The sequence below is a fragment of the Providencia sp. Me31A genome, assembly GCF_050487165.1.
GTDB lineage: Bacteria > Pseudomonadota > Gammaproteobacteria > Enterobacterales > Enterobacteriaceae > Providencia.
The window spans coordinates 1-17,678 of record NZ_JBKQGZ010000002.1 but is presented as its reverse complement, the minus strand read 5'-3'; the positions used below and the strand labels follow the sequence as shown (position 1 = coordinate 17,678).

Annotated in this window: 34 protein-coding genes, 1 tRNA gene and 1 pseudogene; 17 read left to right on the top strand and 19 right to left on the bottom strand. The window is 40.7% G+C overall.

What is annotated here, in order from left to right; genetic code table 11:
- Window positions 1-103: 103 nt before the first annotated feature.
- Complete coding sequence (gene ybcJ, locus ACLPIE_RS01495; protein ID WP_430259001.1) at window positions 104-316, bottom strand: ribosome-associated protein YbcJ; 213 nt, start codon at window positions 314-316, stop codon at window positions 104-106.
- A gap of 17 nt (window positions 317-333) precedes the next feature.
- Complete coding sequence (gene folD, locus ACLPIE_RS01490; RefSeq protein ID WP_430258999.1) at window positions 334-1,191, bottom strand: bifunctional methylenetetrahydrofolate dehydrogenase/methenyltetrahydrofolate cyclohydrolase FolD; 858 nt, start codon at window positions 1,189-1,191, stop codon at window positions 334-336.
- Between the two features lie 187 nt (window positions 1,192-1,378).
- Between folD and ACLPIE_RS01485 the strand changes: the two genes are divergently transcribed.
- A tRNA-Arg gene (locus tag ACLPIE_RS01485) sits at window positions 1,379-1,455 on the top strand.
- Between the two features lie 76 nt (window positions 1,456-1,531).
- Here ACLPIE_RS01485 and ACLPIE_RS01480 read toward each other — a convergent pair.
- The 17 genes from ACLPIE_RS01480 to ACLPIE_RS01400 all read right to left on the bottom strand — a co-directional run bounded on the left by ACLPIE_RS01480 (window position 1,532) and on the right by ACLPIE_RS01400 (window position 7,485).
- Complete coding sequence (locus tag ACLPIE_RS01480; protein ID WP_206277280.1) at window positions 1,532-1,723, bottom strand: helix-turn-helix transcriptional regulator; 192 nt, start codon at window positions 1,721-1,723, stop codon at window positions 1,532-1,534.
- Window positions 1,720-2,037: a hypothetical protein gene (locus ACLPIE_RS01475; RefSeq protein WP_430258997.1), complete on the bottom strand. Its 318-nt coding sequence runs from the start codon at window positions 2,035-2,037 to the stop codon at window positions 1,720-1,722. The genes ACLPIE_RS01480 and ACLPIE_RS01475 overlap by 4 nt, the downstream gene beginning before the upstream one ends.
- Window positions 2,024-2,272: a hypothetical protein gene (locus tag ACLPIE_RS01470; protein ID WP_430258995.1), complete on the bottom strand. Its 249-nt coding sequence runs from the start codon at window positions 2,270-2,272 to the stop codon at window positions 2,024-2,026. Before ACLPIE_RS01470 ends, ACLPIE_RS01475 begins: the two co-directional genes overlap by 14 nt.
- A complete protein-coding gene (locus ACLPIE_RS01465) occupies window positions 2,269-2,496 on the bottom strand; it encodes a hypothetical protein (protein ID WP_430258993.1) in 228 nt (75 codons plus the stop codon). Before ACLPIE_RS01465 ends, ACLPIE_RS01470 begins: the two co-directional genes overlap by 4 nt.
- Window positions 2,496-3,104, bottom strand: a complete 609-nt coding sequence (locus ACLPIE_RS01460; RefSeq protein ID WP_430258991.1) for a hypothetical protein — start codon at window positions 3,102-3,104, stop codon at window positions 2,496-2,498. Before ACLPIE_RS01460 ends, ACLPIE_RS01465 begins: the two co-directional genes overlap by 1 nt.
- Window positions 3,104-3,802: a Rha family transcriptional regulator gene (locus ACLPIE_RS01455; protein WP_430258989.1), complete on the bottom strand. Its 699-nt coding sequence runs from the start codon at window positions 3,800-3,802 to the stop codon at window positions 3,104-3,106. Before ACLPIE_RS01455 ends, ACLPIE_RS01460 begins: the two co-directional genes overlap by 1 nt.
- Window positions 3,799-4,014 carry a hypothetical protein gene (locus tag ACLPIE_RS01450; protein ID WP_430258987.1) on the bottom strand — a complete coding sequence of 72 codons (216 nt, stop codon included), beginning with the start codon at window positions 4,012-4,014 and terminating at the stop codon, window positions 3,799-3,801. Before ACLPIE_RS01450 ends, ACLPIE_RS01455 begins: the two co-directional genes overlap by 4 nt.
- Window positions 3,995-4,345 carry a hypothetical protein gene (locus tag ACLPIE_RS01445; protein ID WP_430258985.1) on the bottom strand — a complete coding sequence of 117 codons (351 nt, stop codon included), beginning with the start codon at window positions 4,343-4,345 and terminating at the stop codon, window positions 3,995-3,997. The genes ACLPIE_RS01450 and ACLPIE_RS01445 overlap by 20 nt, the downstream gene beginning before the upstream one ends.
- Before the next feature lie 79 nt (window positions 4,346-4,424).
- Entirely contained in the window at window positions 4,425-4,856 is a 432-nt protein-coding gene (locus tag ACLPIE_RS01440) for a hypothetical protein (protein WP_430258983.1), read from the bottom strand.
- 1 nt (window position 4,857) lies between these two features.
- Window positions 4,858-5,109 carry a hypothetical protein gene (locus tag ACLPIE_RS01435; RefSeq protein ID WP_430258981.1) on the bottom strand — a complete coding sequence of 84 codons (252 nt, stop codon included), beginning with the start codon at window positions 5,107-5,109 and terminating at the stop codon, window positions 4,858-4,860.
- A gap of 2 nt (window positions 5,110-5,111) precedes the next feature.
- Complete coding sequence (locus ACLPIE_RS01430; protein WP_430258979.1) at window positions 5,112-5,246, bottom strand: hypothetical protein; 135 nt, start codon at window positions 5,244-5,246, stop codon at window positions 5,112-5,114.
- Between the two features lie 98 nt (window positions 5,247-5,344).
- The gene (locus ACLPIE_RS01425) at window positions 5,345-5,539 is read right to left on the bottom strand and encodes a hypothetical protein (RefSeq protein ID WP_430258977.1); all 195 of its coding nucleotides are present in this window, start codon (window positions 5,537-5,539) and stop codon (window positions 5,345-5,347) included.
- Window positions 5,539-5,676, bottom strand: coding sequence for a hypothetical protein (locus ACLPIE_RS01420; protein WP_340607604.1), 138 nt, complete (start codon window positions 5,674-5,676; stop codon window positions 5,539-5,541). The genes ACLPIE_RS01425 and ACLPIE_RS01420 overlap by 1 nt, the downstream gene beginning before the upstream one ends.
- A gap of 33 nt (window positions 5,677-5,709) precedes the next feature.
- Window positions 5,710-5,883, bottom strand: coding sequence for a hypothetical protein (locus tag ACLPIE_RS01415; protein ID WP_430258975.1), 174 nt, complete (start codon window positions 5,881-5,883; stop codon window positions 5,710-5,712).
- On the bottom strand, window positions 5,884-6,123 hold the full coding sequence (locus ACLPIE_RS01410) for a host cell division inhibitor Icd-like protein (protein ID WP_430258973.1): 240 nt from the start codon (window positions 6,121-6,123) through the stop codon (window positions 5,884-5,886). It abuts the gene before it with no gap.
- Window positions 6,124-6,139: 16 nt separating this feature from the next.
- The gene (locus tag ACLPIE_RS01405; protein WP_430258971.1) at window positions 6,140-6,607 is read right to left on the bottom strand and encodes a helix-turn-helix domain-containing protein; all 468 of its coding nucleotides are present in this window, start codon (window positions 6,605-6,607) and stop codon (window positions 6,140-6,142) included.
- 161 nt (window positions 6,608-6,768) lie between these two features.
- Complete coding sequence (locus ACLPIE_RS01400) at window positions 6,769-7,485, bottom strand: XRE family transcriptional regulator (protein ID WP_430258969.1); 717 nt, start codon at window positions 7,483-7,485, stop codon at window positions 6,769-6,771.
- 109 nt (window positions 7,486-7,594) lie between these two features.
- Here ACLPIE_RS01400 and ACLPIE_RS01395 point away from each other — a divergent pair, with 109 nt between their 5' ends.
- The 16 genes and pseudogenes from ACLPIE_RS01395 (at window position 7,595) to ACLPIE_RS01320 (ending at window position 17,380) form a co-directional block, all read left to right on the top strand.
- A complete protein-coding gene (locus tag ACLPIE_RS01395; protein ID WP_430258967.1) occupies window positions 7,595-7,849 on the top strand; it encodes a transcriptional regulator in 255 nt (84 codons plus the stop codon).
- Window positions 7,818-8,123 carry a hypothetical protein gene (locus ACLPIE_RS01390; protein WP_230082102.1) on the top strand — a complete coding sequence of 102 codons (306 nt, stop codon included), beginning with the start codon at window positions 7,818-7,820 and terminating at the stop codon, window positions 8,121-8,123. The genes ACLPIE_RS01395 and ACLPIE_RS01390 overlap by 32 nt, the downstream gene beginning before the upstream one ends.
- Before the next feature lie 280 nt (window positions 8,124-8,403).
- Complete coding sequence (locus ACLPIE_RS01385) at window positions 8,404-8,952, top strand: replication/maintenance protein RepL (RefSeq protein ID WP_265524171.1); 549 nt, start codon at window positions 8,404-8,406, stop codon at window positions 8,950-8,952.
- Window positions 8,945-9,571, top strand: a complete 627-nt coding sequence (locus tag ACLPIE_RS01380; protein ID WP_430258965.1) for an NUMOD4 domain-containing protein — start codon at window positions 8,945-8,947, stop codon at window positions 9,569-9,571. Before ACLPIE_RS01385 ends, ACLPIE_RS01380 begins: the two co-directional genes overlap by 8 nt.
- Complete coding sequence (locus tag ACLPIE_RS01375) at window positions 9,565-11,133, top strand: DEAD/DEAH box helicase family protein (RefSeq protein ID WP_430258963.1); 1,569 nt, start codon at window positions 9,565-9,567, stop codon at window positions 11,131-11,133. The genes ACLPIE_RS01380 and ACLPIE_RS01375 overlap by 7 nt, the downstream gene beginning before the upstream one ends.
- Window positions 11,130-12,110, top strand: coding sequence for a DUF7146 domain-containing protein (locus ACLPIE_RS01370; protein WP_272519487.1), 981 nt, complete (start codon window positions 11,130-11,132; stop codon window positions 12,108-12,110). The genes ACLPIE_RS01375 and ACLPIE_RS01370 overlap by 4 nt, the downstream gene beginning before the upstream one ends.
- On the top strand, window positions 12,110-12,889 hold the full coding sequence (locus tag ACLPIE_RS01365) for an antitermination protein (RefSeq protein WP_430258961.1): 780 nt from the start codon (window positions 12,110-12,112) through the stop codon (window positions 12,887-12,889). The genes ACLPIE_RS01370 and ACLPIE_RS01365 overlap by 1 nt, the downstream gene beginning before the upstream one ends.
- Before the next feature lie 202 nt (window positions 12,890-13,091).
- On the top strand, window positions 13,092-13,295 hold the full coding sequence (locus ACLPIE_RS01360; RefSeq protein WP_154627506.1) for a TrmB family transcriptional regulator: 204 nt from the start codon (window positions 13,092-13,094) through the stop codon (window positions 13,293-13,295).
- Window positions 13,296-13,429: 134 nt separating this feature from the next.
- Window positions 13,430-14,476 (top strand): annotated as a pseudogene (locus ACLPIE_RS01355) (DNA-methyltransferase).
- Between the two features lie 325 nt (window positions 14,477-14,801).
- Window positions 14,802-15,026 carry a class II holin family protein gene (locus tag ACLPIE_RS01350; protein WP_004911666.1) on the top strand — a complete coding sequence of 75 codons (225 nt, stop codon included), beginning with the start codon at window positions 14,802-14,804 and terminating at the stop codon, window positions 15,024-15,026.
- Window positions 15,007-15,486, top strand: a complete 480-nt coding sequence (locus tag ACLPIE_RS01345; protein ID WP_430258959.1) for a lysozyme — start codon at window positions 15,007-15,009, stop codon at window positions 15,484-15,486. The genes ACLPIE_RS01350 and ACLPIE_RS01345 overlap by 20 nt, the downstream gene beginning before the upstream one ends.
- Before the next feature lie 76 nt (window positions 15,487-15,562).
- A complete protein-coding gene (locus ACLPIE_RS01340) occupies window positions 15,563-16,102 on the top strand; it encodes an HNH endonuclease signature motif containing protein (protein WP_430258957.1) in 540 nt (179 codons plus the stop codon).
- A 159-nt stretch (window positions 16,103-16,261) separates the two neighbouring features.
- Window positions 16,262-16,639 carry a hypothetical protein gene (locus ACLPIE_RS01335; RefSeq protein ID WP_430258955.1) on the top strand — a complete coding sequence of 126 codons (378 nt, stop codon included), beginning with the start codon at window positions 16,262-16,264 and terminating at the stop codon, window positions 16,637-16,639.
- Window positions 16,614-16,805 (top strand): hypothetical protein, encoded by a 192-nt coding sequence (locus ACLPIE_RS01330; protein WP_430258953.1) that lies wholly within the window; start codon window positions 16,614-16,616, stop codon window positions 16,803-16,805. Before ACLPIE_RS01335 ends, ACLPIE_RS01330 begins: the two co-directional genes overlap by 26 nt.
- Window positions 16,806-16,883: 78 nt before the next feature.
- Window positions 16,884-17,066, top strand: coding sequence for a hypothetical protein (locus ACLPIE_RS01325; RefSeq protein WP_210839057.1), 183 nt, complete (start codon window positions 16,884-16,886; stop codon window positions 17,064-17,066).
- Between the two features lie 77 nt (window positions 17,067-17,143).
- The gene (locus ACLPIE_RS01320) at window positions 17,144-17,380 is read left to right on the top strand and encodes a hypothetical protein (protein ID WP_430258951.1); all 237 of its coding nucleotides are present in this window, start codon (window positions 17,144-17,146) and stop codon (window positions 17,378-17,380) included.
- Window positions 17,381-17,678 lie beyond the last annotated feature (298 nt).

Genomic DNA, 17,678 nt, shown 5'->3' with positions numbered 1-17,678 from the left:
AAATTGATGAAAATGAATGAGTTTAGGCAGAAAATAATGTGGGTTGTTAGTTGTAGGGGAACTCAGGAGGGTAAGCTGAAATATTCCAGCTTACCCAAATACACTATTCTTCGATTTTGATTTGTTCATCGCCCATAGAGACGATTTTGCCAGCTACAATTTTGCAGCGTTTGCGCGTTTCGACAATACCATCAACCTGTACTAGACCTTCAGCAATCATTGCCTTGGCCATTGCACCGCTTTCTGCCCAGCCCTCAATTTTTAATAAATCACACAGCTCGACGTGCGGGTGCCCATCAAGTTTGAATATTTCCATGGTTACTCCAAATTACATTAAATATCGTGGTACTCTTCACACGCTTGCAGCGTGTTTTGGATCAGGGTTGCAACAGTCATTGGCCCAACACCACCGGGAACTGGCGTGATCCAAGAGGCTTTCTTCGCCGCTTCATCAAAATCGACATCACCGGTTACTTTACCATTTTCTAAGCGGTTAATTCCCACATCGACAACAATGGCACCCGGCTTAATCCATTCACCTGGAATAAAATTAGGCTTACCTACCGCAACGACAAGTAAGTCTGCATTGCGCACATGGTGTTCTAAATTCTTGGTAAAACGGTGAGTTACTGTTGTTGTGCAGCCAGCGAGCAGGAGCTCTAAGCTCATCGGGCGACCAACAATATTTGATGCACCAATAATCACAGCATTCAAGCCATAAGTATTGATACCATAACGCTCCAAGAGAGTGACAATGCCTTTAGGTGTACAGGGACGAAGGCGTGGAGCACGCTGGCAAAGACGACCTACATTGTAAGGATGAAACCCATCGACGTCTTTATCTGGATGAATGCGCTCAATGACTTTAACGTTATCAATACCCGCGGGTAAAGGTAGCTGGACTAAGATCCCATCAATTTCAGCATCTTGGTTCAAATTGTCTATTAGTTTTAGTAATTCAGCTTCTGAGGTTGTATCGGGTAAATCATAGGAGCGCGAAATAAACCCAACTTCTTCGCAAGCACGACGTTTACTACCAACATAGATTTGTGATGCAGGATTGGCTCCAACTAAAATAACAGCAAGCCCTGGCGCGCGTTTTCCTTGTTCTAAACGTAATTGTACTTTTTGGGCAACTTCTTGCCTAATTGTCTGCGCAATCGTTTTCCCATCAATAATTTTTGCTAACATCTGTAACTTAATCCATATATGAGACACGGTAATGTGTCTATTTTGTCAGAACTTCAGGCTATTGTCAGTTCAAACTATTACATAAAATGAGCATATAGTTATTTTAGTAGCGAAAAGCCATTGACTCAGCGCTCAGCACCCGTATAATTCAACGCCATCAGCCAGATAGGCTGCCCGCATTTTCAATGCGCCCTTAGCTCAGTTGGATAGAGCAACGGCCTTCTAAGCCGTAGGTCACAGGTTCGAATCCTGTAGGGCGTACCATTTAAAATCAATGAGTTATGTGATTTTAAAAAGAAACCCGCAAGCGATGCGGGTCAAGTAACGGGTCAAGTTAGTATTACAGCTTTTCGCTCCTGACCCACTCTTCATAAACGTGTTCTGGCCAACCTAAAAACGTACCACCTTTCGTTCTTTCTGGTTTAGGAAACTCATTTCGTTTAGCGTACATTCTCCAAATTGTAGGTTTACTCTTTCCAGTTAACTGGATCATCTCTTTCCATTTGATGTACCTTGTCGTTGTGGAAGTCATTTATCACCTCCTTTCACATATCCATTCTTTAACACCATAGCCGCAACTTCAGCGGGTACACCCAAAGACATAGCATCATCGATAATGGTGTTTAAATTTCCCATGCTGAGACTTTCAACTGTTTTTGGCCATACATTTTGCGGGACGCCATAATAAACACAATCGGCTATCTGACTGGTGGTCATTTGAATGATTTCCTCTATGGTAAAATTCATTCGTTGATAGCCGGCATCCCAAACAGCATTAGTTACATCACCCGGATCCCCACCTGCATTTTTAATGATATTGACGAGGTTAAAATCAAGCGTTGTCATCTTTCACTTTCCTTGAACGTTTTTTCTTTTTGGTGATCGGGATTAACTTTGGTGCAACGATTTGTGGTGCTGGTGGTAGAGGAGGGCATACCCCCATCCTGATATAACAGCGTTGTCTGATCCCGTGAATAATTCGAGCAGTCCAATCGCAGCCGTCATCCACATAGTGAGCCACACGAACTATCACATCATCGTAATCAACCATTTCATGTTCAGTGTTATCTTGTTCAATCACTTGTTTGCCTCCTTGCAAATGCCTTTATAAGCCCATAGAACGTGATTCGCCTTACCGTAAATCGTCGTCACTCGGAAAAAGAAACCCATTGTTGATTCATGAACTGGCGCACGAAGTAGGGCCATATCAATTAAGTGGTTTAGCTTTCTGCGTTCGGTAATGAAAGACAGGATCACTACTTTGGCTGTGTTGCCTGTTTTGCTAGCGATATATTCAATTTTCATTAGTCAATCCCCATAATCTGGTCACGTAAAGATTGAGATAATTTGTGGATATCCTTTTCCATGGCCATAGCGATTAAAATGGGTTCACCATATATTTCCGATGTTAAGGCATCCATGGCAAACAGAACGGAGCGGTCGTCTTCACTAGGCAAAATATCAATACTACCTCTGCCAAACATTAAATAAGGCAGGGCTAAATAGTGGGATGCTAAAAGAGGCGTTTTCTCCTCTTTGAATGATTTGGTTAGTAATGGAGTTAAATCAGGGTAGCGCTCTTGCATGAGAACTAATTCTGATTTCTCAAATGGCCTAAACTCTTCATCCCGATCCTGACGGTAATAAGTAACAGTGTGGCTGCCATCATCATGGCTATTAATATCAAGAAATTCCGCTTCTTCAGGTACTGAATATACAAACTGAACAGCAATGTCCTGGTTGAACTCTGCGTGATGTTTCATTCTGATTAATGCATGCCCATTAGTTGCTTCTATGTACTGGTTATTAATGTGAACAACTTTTGTTATGATGCGCGGGTCATCATTTACGGATATCAAAGCTAAAGCCGCGCGGATTAAGTCAGCATCAATATGTGGTAATTTTGTTTTCATTATTTTTCCTCCCAACCAATTGCCTGAAACAATCCCATTTTCGGGTGATACCAGCGAGTACCGCGATTTTCTGCTTCGTTCATCATGTGTTTCATTGCTGCCATGAAGTCAGCCTCATGGATGATAGCCATAGGCCTAGGCATCCCTTCTGGCGTAAGAATGGTTATCTGGTCTTTACGAATGTTGTATTGCTTGGCAAGTGTCTTACACTTATCAATAGTCATGCCTGATTTTGTTTTTGCTAGTGAGTAACCAACCCAGCCTGCAGGAATAGTGCCTTGCTTAATTTGCTCGACAACTTCATGCACCTGTTCAACTTTGTGCTCTACGCTTGATATACGGCGTTCACTTTCAAGATTCGCAAGAGCCATGGCAGCAATGAGTTCTGCTTGTGACTTAGGTTTACGTCGCTCATTTTCGAGTTCTTTCCAGCGGTCAACTAGTCGAGCTGTAAACTCAGGCGATAATTGAGCAACTACAATTATGCTGTCGCGTTTACCTTCTTCACCTGAAAATAAATAATGCTGTGGTGTCACCCCGTTCGCGGTTTTAATCCCATTCACCATTGGTGGTTTGGATATAATTCCTTTATCAACTAAGCGCTCGATAGTTCTTTTAACACTATCTTCGCGGCTACCAACTAATTCAGCGATCTCTTTCGAGGTCATTGATGCATTGGTGTTAATTAAATCATTCATAAATAACTCTCCGTCACTTTAATTTTTGCCTTAGATAAACATCTATCTGCCGCTGCCTTGCTTTCCTTTTCTTGATAACTCAAACCGTCAGGGCTGCCGGGGATTGAAATAGAAAACGCTTGGTTATATTTATCTGCAGCCCGGCGATATAATTTCTTTGCTTCTAGCTCTTTCCCTTGGTTCATTAATTGGTCAAATTTCGTCATATACATACGGCTCCCCATTTAAATAAGCAGGCATATATTTTGTAATTACATCGATTAATAACTTTCCTAGTTCGGTTATGTTTCCGTATTTTGTATAAAGCAATGCGTAAGTATCATATATATTCTTGTCTGAATACTTGCAGCGCTGCTTGCAATCTAACTCCTCATATACATCACGAAAGAAATTATTAAGATTTTCACTAGTTAATGTGATTATGACTTCTTCATTATTAACAACTGCTTTAAATTGAGGCTTTTTACCTTCATGCTTAAAATAATCTAATAGGCAGTTGATATAAGCCATTCTCCTTCTTCCTATTAATAGTTTATATTCCATTTAATCATTCCTAAATTTAGATAAAGGGATTCCCTCAGCATTGGCACTGATTTAAAATTAATTCTATTTAAACTAGATTTTAAAGTTTCTTTCTATTATCTATGGCTGCTTGCAATTGTTGGCGTAATAATTCAACTTTATCATCCAATAGAGAATGGTCTACAACTGCTTTTGCGTATTCTTCTTGCAATTTAATTATTTGTTTTTCTTTTTTCAGGTGTTCATGTAAAGCGATAAGAATGCCTTCTTTTACACCCATAAAATATTCAGTTGGTTCACCGCGCTTTACCGCAGTAGTACCATCCTCCAGTGTTACAGGAATATCTTCATAGTTTGTTTCAAAGCCTTGTTTTCTGACTTCGCGCTCAGCAATGATGCTAGAAAGCTTATTCAATGCAGAACGCTCACTAAGATAAGCACGTTTAGCACCATTAATGATATATACAGGGCGCATTTCAATGGTTATTTCACCTTTGGATGCTTTTTCAATTGCTTCAAATTTATTGTTCATATTATTTCCTTAAGTTTAAAAAAGCGATAATTCGATCTTTCATTTTTGGTAATTGATTCATTATTTCTTTAGCTTCACTTGATGCGTTTTCATAGTTGAAAAAAGAACTTACTAATTGATAATCACCATTTTCTAGTTTATATATTTTACATTCCCACTTACCGTGATGTTGCCAAAATTCATCAATGTATTTAGGGGGGGGCACATTGTTAATTTTACTAATGGTCATTGCGTTATAAGTTGCAGTATTCATAATTAATCCGTTTTCATTGTGCGCTCTATTCCTGCTAAGGTTGCGCTGGTCATTAAATCAATTTCATTAAGTAACCCAATAAATCTCCCCGCTTCTTTAGGGTAGGTTGTGAATAGCTTATTTAATAATGGCTGCATTTCTAATTTTAATTCTCTAGTATACCTTTGAGCGCATGATGCGGTTTTATGTAAATTAGAATGCTTGCTCTCAACAGGGGGGGGGGGGTAACATTAAATTATGCATTTGGAACCTCGATAGTTATCTGAGCTACATTGTCATTTGCTTGTTCGATTAACTTCAAAGCTGCTTCTAAAGTGTTTTCTATATCTTCATTGTTTAATATGGCTGAATTTAAAATTGTATTTATAATTGCTCTGGCATAAGTTAACTTTGTATTTGCAGAGTTTCTTAATTCAATATTGTTACTCATTATTCTTTCTCCAAAATATCATCGACCTCGGTTTCACATTGAGCGATTAATTGACTGGCTATATGTTTTTCGCTGTTATCTCTATTTAAATATTGAGCCGCAATTAAAAACGCTTTCACTCGGTTAAATACATCCATACATTCACTAACTTGTACTTGGGGGGGGCTGTTTTACTCATGTTCATTATCCCGTTGTGCATTTTCTTCAATTAACCAACCTGCTACAGGGTTTGATAGTTCGTAGGCTAATTCAATTAAACTATCAATGATGGTCTCTCCGGTTGTCATTCCATTCAACTGAACTAATACAGCATTCAATTGGGCGCTTTTTTTTTGCGGCGACACTTAATTTAATTTCGTGTGACATGTCACGGCTCCTGCTGGTATTTGTGATGCCAGTGATAAAACATAATCACGAATAAGCTGTAATTTCGCTGATTTCAGATCAGTTGCATAAACTTCTTTTCTGCTTCCCTTGTCAGTCTGATCACTACGCTTTACAGCAAAGAAGCAGAACTTAAATAGACCTGTACGGATATCAGGTTTAAGTACGTTGGTATTTGACGCATAATGTATAGTCGGCATTTTTTAAACTTCATTGTTAACGCGAAAAATTAAATGAAGTCATCTCACCTTCACCATAGCGTAACCAATCAGCATTAATACCTAATATCTGAGCAATTTTCCCACAGCGGGCAATGCCTGTTTCTTTTGATTTACCCGTCACCATGGCACTAACCGTTCCTTGCGATACCCCAATTAAGCCTGCCACGGTTGTCTGTGTCATTCCAGAATGTGCAAGAGCCAAACGCAGACGTGCGGCGAATGAGTTTTGGGTGGTGGTTTCGATTTTTGATGGCGTATATTCTTTGGCTGCCAGTAATGTATTAACTAGACTGTCAGCCTTGCGCAAAGACGAGTTAGTCGATCTCATAACGCATGAGATGACAGCAGAAGTTTTTTCATCTTCACACTCACCATAAGCCATTTCTAGCAACGTTATGGATTCGCGAATTTCAGCAGTAATGGTTTCGATAGTATTTTTGATTTCTACATTGCCAATAACCATAGTTAATTACCTTTGATTTGTTTCGATGCCTTAAAGGTAATTCATAACTTAACTTATTGCAATAACTAAAGTTAATAAAAGTTATTTTAATTTATAATTCACTGATTTTAAATATAAAAAAACCAGCTGTGAGAAGCTGGTTTTAGGTGAAGGGGAGTGAGTTATACCATTACTGACCACCAAAATACGCGCCCAATAATCTCAACGCTTGATAGAGGGGCAGCTTCGTCTGGGTATTCGTCAGTGTTGTAACTTTTAATTGTCAGTAAGTCTGGACCTGTTCTATAGAGTAACTTAATTCTTTTCCATCCATCCTGATTAATAGCATAAATCTTGCCATCATCAATCCTTTTATCGCTAGTAATAATTCCTACTGTTGAGCCATCTGGAAGTATGGGCTCCATACTATTCCCTCTAGCGGGAAAGCATAATATATCGGAGCCGTCAGATTTTGCGCCTATTCTTCTTAGGGTTGATTTGGAAAAGCGTAATTTAAATCCGTTGTAATCTGCTTCGCTACAAGCACCATCACCACAAGCAAACTCGATATCTTTTAGAAAAGGGACTTCGACCTCATCATCATCTAAAGGCGTTGTAGAATCCCAAGTTTTGATAGGAATCTCGCTACCAACGTTACTTTCAGTTATAGGCTTTTTATTTGAATCTGCTTGATAAGGCTCACCGACACCAGTGGTTAACCATACAGGATCTACATTAAGTGCTTGGGCTATTTCAAATGAGCGCCTACTTGACTGAGATGCTCCGGTGGTTAGCTTCCATATCGAAGGCTGAGAAACTCCAACAGCATGTGCTAGCTCTGCTTGTGATAAGCCAGCTTTTTGCATTGCGTAGTTAAGTCTATCTGAGAATGTTTTCATAATAAGATTCTATACCTTTTGTTATTAATCTTAAACAAACTATAAGTTATTGCTCAAAGTTATTCCAGATGTTATTCTGATAAAGTTTAATAACTAATGGAATTAACTTATGAATGAACACATTCAAAAAGCTATTGATTTATTAGGTAGTCAAGCGGCTTTAGCCCGAGCCTGTGGCGTTAGTCAGCCAGCTGTTTTCCGTTGGTTGAATGGGCGTAGGGTTAAAGCTGATCATGTAATGGCTATCGTAAATGCGACCAATGGTCATGTAAAGCCCCATGAGATCCGTCCTGACCTACCTGATTTGTTCCCTCACCCAAAGGGTAAATCACATGCACCAGACACACAACATACCAATGCCTAAGCATTACTTTCCTGATGACGCTAATTGGATTCAGGAAATGTTATTGCAGTTGTCACCAAGCGCCAGAAATAGGGCGCTGGTGGCTTATTCTGAAGTTTATCAGGAGCATTGGGAATTAGAGCCTGTTTCATATCGTAAGGTTAACAAAGCGAGACATGAAGCGAACTCAAGGCTAAGGCAGTACGTGAGACGTTATTCGAAGGCAATGCAAGGTTATACCTCAGCGCCGTTGTTGGTGTCGGATCGCCCAGCCAAGAGCCAAGCCCAAATCTGATGTTGCTTCAAGGTAGTTGCTCACGGGAGGCACTAAGTTGGATCTGTTCCTTGGCATGGAAAAATCTCAATGTTTACAGTGAATTAATCAACAAAAACAAAGGTCAAGGTCAACACAAGATCGAGTCTACGAGTACATAGGGATATAGATAATAAAAGGGAGACTTTAAGAAATGAACAAAATCAATAACTTAAGTAGCCCAAAAATCCCACCGCACGGGACGTTTAGTGTCATAGCTGGGAATGTATTTAAAAACAGATAGTTATAGGAAATAAATGGAATGGGCAAATCTGAGATTGGAAAACGCATTGAATCATTAAAGCTTCCAAGGGGCAAGGGGCTTAGTTTCATTCAAGCATACGATTCGGGTTTGGATTTGATATCAAAACTTGCAGAAGACGGCAATGTGAGCGCTATCAGGCTCTATATCCACTTAATCAAAATTATGGATCGCAGTTCTGGGGCGGCGATGACGGATATTAAATCCATCATCGCTGATACGGGGCTTTCGCGCAGTGCTGTATATCGCGCTATAGCGGCTCTCAAAGAGGCTGGTCATTTACGTTGTCGAGTAAAGCAAGTTTATGAAATTAATCCAGAAGGTTTTTGGGGTGGCTACGCTGATGGGAAGAAAAACGCATTATTTATGGCTGAAAACAACACAGTAACTAAGGGAGTGAGATTTAGATTAAATGCAGGAGCATCAAACAAAAAAGGTGCTTTCACATTGCCCGCAACATTTGAGCCGATCGAAGAAAATGAAAGGCCGAACGACAAAGCTTTGGAGAGACAAGTCGAATCGGCCTTACAGGAGAAAGATTATGAGTAATCAATTCACCGATAAGCATTATGACACTAATTCTCAGTTAGAGGAATGGCTATCAGTACCAATTCAGAATTTTAGTGAAAGTTATGAGGTTAGCAGCTTAGGGCGCGTTCGGAGCGTAGACCGTTGCACTACTGGTAGCATTCTAAAAATGAAGGTGAAAGGTCGGCTACTAAAGCCACGAATGAGAAAAGATGGTTATCTTACTGTTAATTTCAGTTTTAACAATCGCGGCTCTCAATTCGCCGTACACAGACTGATTGCATTGGCGTTTATAAAAAATGCGTCTGACCTTCCTTACGTTAACCACAAAAATGGCATCAAAACTGATAATAGAGCTGAGAATTTAGAGTGGGTGACGCCATTAGGAAATATTAAACATGCGATAGATTCAGGGTTAATGACAGTAGCTAGAGGCGCGGATAACGAGCAGTTTAAGGGAACAATTATCGCCACTAATACTGAAACTTTGAACACCATAAAATTTCATGGGAAAAAGTCATTAGTTGATTTCGGGTTTGATCATTCGGCAGTTTACAGCTGTATTTCAGGGCGGACAAAGAGCCACCGAGGGTACACATTCCGCAGAGTACAAGGCAACTTGGAGGCAGCTGTATGTTAAACATTACACCTAATTTTGCACAGGAACGCGGTTTAGCTATGTTGCGTCAGCACTGGAAGCAAAACCGAACGTTTATGATTTATAGCCCAACAGGGAGTGGTAAAACAGGACTAGCGGCATTTATCACAAACGGTTACATCAAGCGCAATATGCGAGTCATGTTCTGTGCGCCATATACAAACCTGATCGCCCAAACAGCGGAGCGTTTTCAAGAGTATGGCATACCAATGGAAGAAATCGGATTTGTTTGGGCTAATCATCCCAATTATGACCCAACAAAATTAATCCAAATTGCCTCAGCAGATACGGTTATTCGTCGTGAGTTTCCTGACAACATTGATTTACTCATCATCGACGAGGCCCATTTACGCCGTAAGAAAATACTCGAAGTCATTCGTGATACTGACCTCAAAGTAATAGGGCTGTCTGGAACACCTTTTTCCCCATTTCTTGGGGAATATTATGAAAGGCTGATTAAACCTACGACGATGAAGGAGCTTATTCAGCGTGGGGATCTAAGTAAATACGAATTTTACGCACCAACAAAGCCGGATTTATCAAAAGTGAAATCAGTTCGTAGTGAGGAATTCGGTAGTGATTATAAAGAGGTTGAAATTGCTGAAATTATGTCAGGTGCGGATTTGGTTGGCGACGTGGTTGATAACTGGCTGGCTAATGGTGAAAACCTACCAACCATCTGTTTTTGCGTCACTGTCAGCCATGCAAATTATGTCACCGTTGCTTTTAATCGCTCGGGGGTAAATGCAGAAGTCATTACAGCTGATACGCCACATGATGAGCGCCGAGTCATTATTCATCGTTTCGAACAGGGTGCAACCAAGATCATTGTTAATGTCGGAACGCTTGTAGCGGGTTTTGATAGTGATGTTCGTTGCATCATTTACGCCCGACCTACTAAATCAGAAATTCGCTGGGTTCAGTGCCTTGGTCGCGGATTACGCAAAGCACCAGGCAAAGATAAATGCCTCATCTTTGATCATTCCGGTTCTGTCCACCGCTTAGGCTTTCCTGATGATATCGAATATGACGAGCTACCAAGCAAAAATGATGGCATGAAAGAGGTTAATAGTTTTCGTGAGCAAGAAAAACGCGAGAAGAAACCGAAAGAATGTACCTCATGCCACTACATGAAACCTGCAGGTGTTTACGTTTGCCCTAAATGTGGATTTAAGCCACTCGCTGGGGAAGACGTAGAAGTCGATACGACACGCAACATCAAAAAATTAGGTAAGACTGAAAAAGTTTATACCCAGCAAGAAAAGCAAAGTTTCTATTCCCAACTTAAATATTACCAAAACGTCAGAGCGGTTGAAGGCAAGCCGATTAGTGACGGGTGGATAGGTCACACATTTAAAGAAAAGTTCGGTGTATTCCCCTATGGGCTACACAGCACTCCTCAAGAGATTACACCAGAGGTTAGCAATTTTATTAAACATAAGCGGATCCGTTTCGTAAAAGGTCAGCAAAAAGCAAAAGAGCAGTTCGCTCGTATTAAAGGTCAGTTAAAAAATAACACACCACAGCAAGGAGCATTACTTTGAATACAATTGAAGCCGCAAAAGGACAATGGGCAAAAATCTTTGCGCACTACGGGCTACCCCCTATAACTGGGCGCAAACACTTTAAAGGCAAGTGTCCATTATGTGAGAGAAAAGGAAAGTTTCGTATTGATGATAAAAATGGGCTAGGTACATGGATTTGCACCTGTGATTCGGGTACTGGCTTTCAATTACTGGAAAAAACACAAGGTAAGAGTTTTAAAGTTCTAGCTGATGAAGTGGACACGCTTCTTGGCAATCATCGAGAAAATATAGCACCTAAACCACAAACTAAAGATACCTCAATTGCAGGGTTTAGAGATCGGATCATCAAGTGCTATTCAAACCTAAAATCACTGAAAGATACCTCAGCAGCGAAATATCTACACAATCGCGGTATCTATGAGCTGCCGAGTGAACAGGTTAAATTTTGTGACAAGCAACCCGTAAAACATAACCCTAACAGCTTTCAAGCTATCTGGTCGCTTGCAACAGACTCAAAAGGGCAGCTTTGTTACCTGCATAGGACGTATTTAGAAGGCGATAAAAAAGCGCGGCTATCTCTGGTCAAACGAATGGATGCGCTACAGGAGGATAACTACTTAGAGTATGCAAGTTCCGTCGCTATCCGTATGTTCCCCGTAGCTTCAACGTTGGGGATCGCTGAAGGGCTCGAAACTGCACTTTCTTGTAAGCAAATCTATGGCGTCAATACTTGGTCAACAATGAATGCTGGACATATGGCGAAGTTTGTCGCTCCAAAAGGTGTTAAGCACCTGATTATTTTTGCTGACAATGACTGGAGCGCAACGGGTGAGGCGGCAGCTTATGAATGCGCTAAAAAAAACTTAGTGGCAAATAATGATATCGAAAAAGTAAGCGTGAGATGGCCAGACTTAAACGATTTTAACGACATGCTCACACAAGGTTGTGACGCAAGAGAACGTGTTTTTATTCGGAAACAGAGAGAGGCGGCTTAATGAAACTCGAAAATGCACTTAAAAACTTTCACCCTAAGTCACCTACATTCGGCAATGTAGCAGGTTGCACTTCCCCTGACCGAATAACGGGAACGGATATCATGGCAGCTATGGGGATGACTGAATCACAAGCTAAGTTTGGTATGACGGCTTTTCTGGCTAAAAATGATGTCAGCGAAGAAGATAAGTTTTCTACGGTAGAAGCGCTAACTCAATATGCATTTAAAGTAGCACCTAAACTAGTTCGCAAAGCTGCGGGTAAGAAACTGGGTTACTGTTTAATTGTTCTGGCCAAGATGGCATTTGAAGATTATGCCCGTTCAGCAGGATCCGTTTTCTCATGTTCAGCATGTAACGGAAAGGGACTCATTTATAGTCATAAGGACGTCATTAAACATCCTGGTATAACAAAATTAGATGGCACCGTGGTCATTGAGCCGTGGATTGAAAACGAAAAAGTGGAAGAATTATGCATGCCTTGTAATGGAAAGGGGCAAATAGCGCATCGATGCCGCTGTAAGGGACGAGGTAAAGTATTAGATGAAGTACAAACCGAGTTGCAAGGGGTGCCGATTTTTAAGGACTGCCCTCGTTGCGCGGGTAAAGGTTTCAACCGTGTGCCATCTTCAGTAGCCTACAATGCAATAAAGCACCTAGTACCCGATTTAACCCAATCGTCATGGTCACGCAACTGGAAGCCATTTTATGAAAAGCTGGCTGGTAAATGTTTCATTGAAGAAAGCGCAGCAGAACAGGCATTTAGCAAAGTCACTAAATAAGTAGATGGATTTGATTTTTGCATAAAATTGGCTTATTATCTTCTAATAATGGACATTCTATACCTAGTCACATTAAGAAAACTCAAGACCTCGCAATGCGGGGTTTTTTTATGCCCGAAATAAACATAAGACTTGCTGTTACGTTTGGTCAGAGTTACATGTGTAGTTATGCACAATAACTAACCATGGGTTTTAAAATATCATGTTAAAACAGAGTGATATAACACAAGAAGCGAGAATTGTTTTTGAAGCCACTCCATATTCGGAGGCGGTAACGGCGGGTGAGGTTTCCCAAGTGACTGGACTAGCACAGCCACGGTGCCAACTGATATTAACGCAGTTAGCAATGGCTGGATTAGTAGAAGAAAACATCAAAGAAAACACATTTCAAAATATCCAACTGTGAAAATGGGCGGCTGGTGGGTGTTGGTATCACCTTACCAGCCATTCGCCCGTTCTGAACGGATCACGGACAAACCAAAGCCCATTGCTTGTGTGCACAAAGCAACGAGAGCTTATCAAAAAAGGTTCTCCTGATCTATGAAAAACACTGTGAATTTAAACAGTATAAATTTAGTCAATGCCGACTCTCTCAGCTACATAAAGACACTTCCAGATAATTGTATTGACCTAATTGCAACTGACCCGCCTTATTTTCAGGTTAAGTCATGTAATTGAGATAATCAGTGGGAAAGCGTCACTGTATATTTATCTTGGCTTGATGAAATGCTTGCGGAATTTTGGCGCGTTCTGAAGCCAAACGGTAGCTTATATATGTTTTGTGGTTCAAAGCTGGCGGCTGATACGGAATTATTAGTGCGTGAGCGGTTTGATGTACTTAACCATATTATCTGGGCTAAACCATCGGGGCCGTGGAGACGACAAAACAAAGAAAGCCTGAGAAGTTATTTTCCTGCGACAGAGCGGATCTTGTTTGCTGAACACTATCAAAGCCCTTACAAGGGAAAAAGCAGTGGTTATCTTCAGCGACGTAGAGAGTTGAAAGAAAGCACGCTGAGGCCACTGATTGAATATTTTAAGCAAGCAAGAGATTCATTAGGCATAACGGCAAAGGAAATACATCAGGCCACTGGAAAGCAAATGGCTTCTCATTGGTTTGGCTATAGTCAATGGCAATTACCGAACGAATCAGACTACTTAAAGCTACAAGAGCTATTTAACCAAGTAGCGGTAAAACAGTTCAGCGACAATCCATTAAGCCGCCAGCACGCTGATTTAGTTAGCGAACAAAAGTTACTAAATCGTGAATATCACGAATTATCTCAGCAATACCAACTATTAAGACGTCCGTTTACTGTGACCGTAGATGTTCCTTATACGGATGTATGGGTATATCCACCTGTACAATATTACCCCGGCAAACATCCATGTGAAAAACCTTCAGCGATGATGGAACACATTATTAATAGTAGTAGTCGTGAGGGTGATGTAGTGGCTGATTTCTTCATGGGCTCTGGCGCCACAATAAAGGCGGCATTAAAACTTAAGCGTCGTGTTATTGGTGTTGAGTTGGAAACTGACCGATTTGAGCAAACCAAAGAGGAAATAAACAACATGAAGTTATAAAGCGGGTAGACCGTGCAGCCAAAAGGTAGCAAAAGTTGGGTAATAACCAACTCCCGAGTCTCCAAAGTAGAGAGCCAGCTTTGCATCTGGTTAGGGTTAATAAGCAAAAGAAGCACCGGTGACGAAGCATGACCGCCAATTATGCACTGGTTAGATCCAACGGGGAGCAGAGACGAACTGGGGTGACGGACTCAAGGGCATGAGCGAGGCCACTGCGAGAGTGTGGCTATAAGCAATCACTTCTTCTTTTATCCCCTCAAATGAGGGCGAAAAAACAGAAATCCCCACAAACTTTTAACTTCAGGCACTCCGTAGGGGGTGGTATATGCGTATGGATAAATTAACAACTGGCGCCTCCTATGCTGCCTCTACGGGTTCAACATTCTATTGGCTAAAACAATTGTTAGATGGTTTCTCATCTGAGCAGTGGGCAGCGATTGGGGTGTTGGGAAGCCTACTTTTAGGTGTAGCGACATTTCTGACAAATTTATATTTCAAACGAAAAGAAGATAAGCGCAAAGAGGCGGCTCATGCCAAAGATACCAAATAAAATAAAAAAGGCTGCTGCTGGTGGAACTATAGCCTTAACTGTCGCAATGCTTTCTTTTTTTGAAGGTGTTAAATATGAGCCGTACAAAGACGTCGTTGGAATTCAAACTGTATGCGCTGGAATTACCGGCCCTGACGTGATCCAAGGGAAAACCTATACACCTAAGGAGTGCGACGATTTACTAGTTAAACATATGCAATTAGCAATAAATGTTGTTGATAGCTCAGTTAAAGTTCCCATTAGTGATGCACAGCGTGCAGCTTTATATTCGCTTACATACAACATAGGTGGAGCAGCTTTCAAGAAATCAACATTGTTAAAAAAATTAAATAGCGGGGATCAAGTCGGGGCTTGTAATGAGTTTAGTCGATGGACATTTGCTGGTGGCAAACAATGGCAAGGACTCATAACCCGGCGTGAAATAGAAAAGGCAATCTGTCTTGGTGAGTTATCAGAATAGACAGTAAATCAAATTATTAGCCGCAAGCACCTAATGGTGCTTTTTTTTCGCCCTAAAAATACAAAAAGGCAAAGATATGTCCGTATCTCACCAGTTTTTAAAGGAAATTTTAGATTACGACCAAGAGACAGGGATGCTGATATATAAAAAACAAAGGCGTGGATTACCAGTTGGCTCACGGGCTGGCTACGTACACAAAACAGGGTATAGGTATATTGGTTTTGATGGAAAAAATTATAAGGAACATAGGTTAATTTGGTTTTATGTTTATGGTGTTTGGCCTGATGGTGATATAGACCACATAAATGGCGTGCAGGATGACAACAGAATATCGAATTTAAGGGTGGTTAATGACTCCCTTAACTGCCTAAATAAAAACTGGGTATCACCTGATAATAAATCTGGTTTTAGAGGAGTCTCCTACCATAAATCAGAAAGAGGCAAGCCAAAATGGAGGGTAAGAGTGACTCATGGGAAGAAAAGAATTTCCATAGGTAACTTTGATTCATTAGATGACGCCATTAAGGCCAGAATAGCAGCGGAGAATCGTTACTATGGTGATTATGCTCCATCAAAATGTTGCATGAGTGACGGGGGTAGTATTCATGGGGCGTAAATCTATTATTTGTCTGGTTTGCATATTTATTTATTTAGTTTTGTTCTTTGCAGCTGGCGTATATGTACTCAGAGACGATACCTGCAGTATTGACAAGGTAAGTTTAGAAAAGCGTTGCCAAAAAGCCCTAGATCACTACCGAGGTAAGCAGGTGAACTTATGAAGATAGATAATTCATTCTGGTTATTTTTGGCGCTATTTGCTGTGAGCTGGTGGGCTGTAACGCTTTATGACAGCAATGTTTTAGTACGAAAAGATAATGATAATCTCAAACAAGATAATGTCAGGCAAAGTGAAGTCATTGCTAAACAGTCCCTGCAGTTTAATAGCTTTAATCTCATAGCAACTTCAGCACACCGCAATGGTATTCAAGCCGATGCAAAGGCACAGGAGAAAGTCATTGAATATAAAACAGTACTCCAAAAAGAGTTTTATTGTGATGCTCTTGTGCCTCAGCCTGTTGCTGATGGCTTGTTCGAGTACACAAACGAATTACGTTCCCGCGCAATGCGTGCCAATTCCAGCCACGCTAACTAATTTAGTGGTGCCTCCACTGCCGCCTGATAGTGATGGTAAAACGCTATCGCCAGAAGCGTCTGTATTGTGGAACAGGCTACTGCTTGCAGCGATAGAAAAAGCTAATGATCAGCTTGAAAAAATTGGTGAAATTGAACAAAAGCGTCAAATGATTAATCGTGATTAAGTGAAATACTTTTAGTTTTTATACTTATGTTAGTATGCAATTGAACAATTTTGTTCATAACTATCATAAGGAATGAAAATGCAAACAATGTGGTTCGCAGCATGGGAATGCAAGATAGATGGCAAGCTCAATAAAATGTCTGGTGTTTTCGGTACTAATTCCGACATTCCTATAGAAGCTTATGATGAAGTAAAGGCTGCAATCATGGGGATCGGTGGAACTATTACTGAAGTATGGATTATTTCATTTAATAGAATATAAGTAGTGATTATGTAAGTAAGGTCGCAGATAGGATTGCGGCCTTTTTTATTGCTTAAAATATTATCGAGGTAGGTAAAATGCAAAAGAAAGCAGAGATAACGAGGCTAGACACTGTTAAGGCAGTGACCGCTGTTGCAGAAAAAATCGTATTAACACCAGGGCAAATCAAGTCCCTTCATGAGTTTGCACAGGAAGAAGGGCAACCGTCCTACACTATTGAAGTGGGCAAAGTCTTTGATGGTGATGACGTTGTTTATGAAGGTCTAGTGGCCTACTCAGGCTCAACCGAACATGGCGTCCTGCAACTAGAATAATTGCGAGCGGAGCGCGGCGTTGTCGCTGTCTTATATGTTAGCTGAGACCTGCAACCTCTACGCAGATAGCGCATATATAGAATCAAAAACAACGAATCCAAGTGTGGATAGCTCATGCGGTGGAAACGTCAGCCATTGGAGAAGAAGCGGCGTGACTTATGGAGAGACATAATTTTATTTAATTCTACAAATGCTATTCATTGAGTAGCATTGATAGAGTTTTATATAAGTATTGGTTACTACTAGTCTCGGAATTTACGAGACCTATATAAATTCATCTAGAATGATATTCCAAATA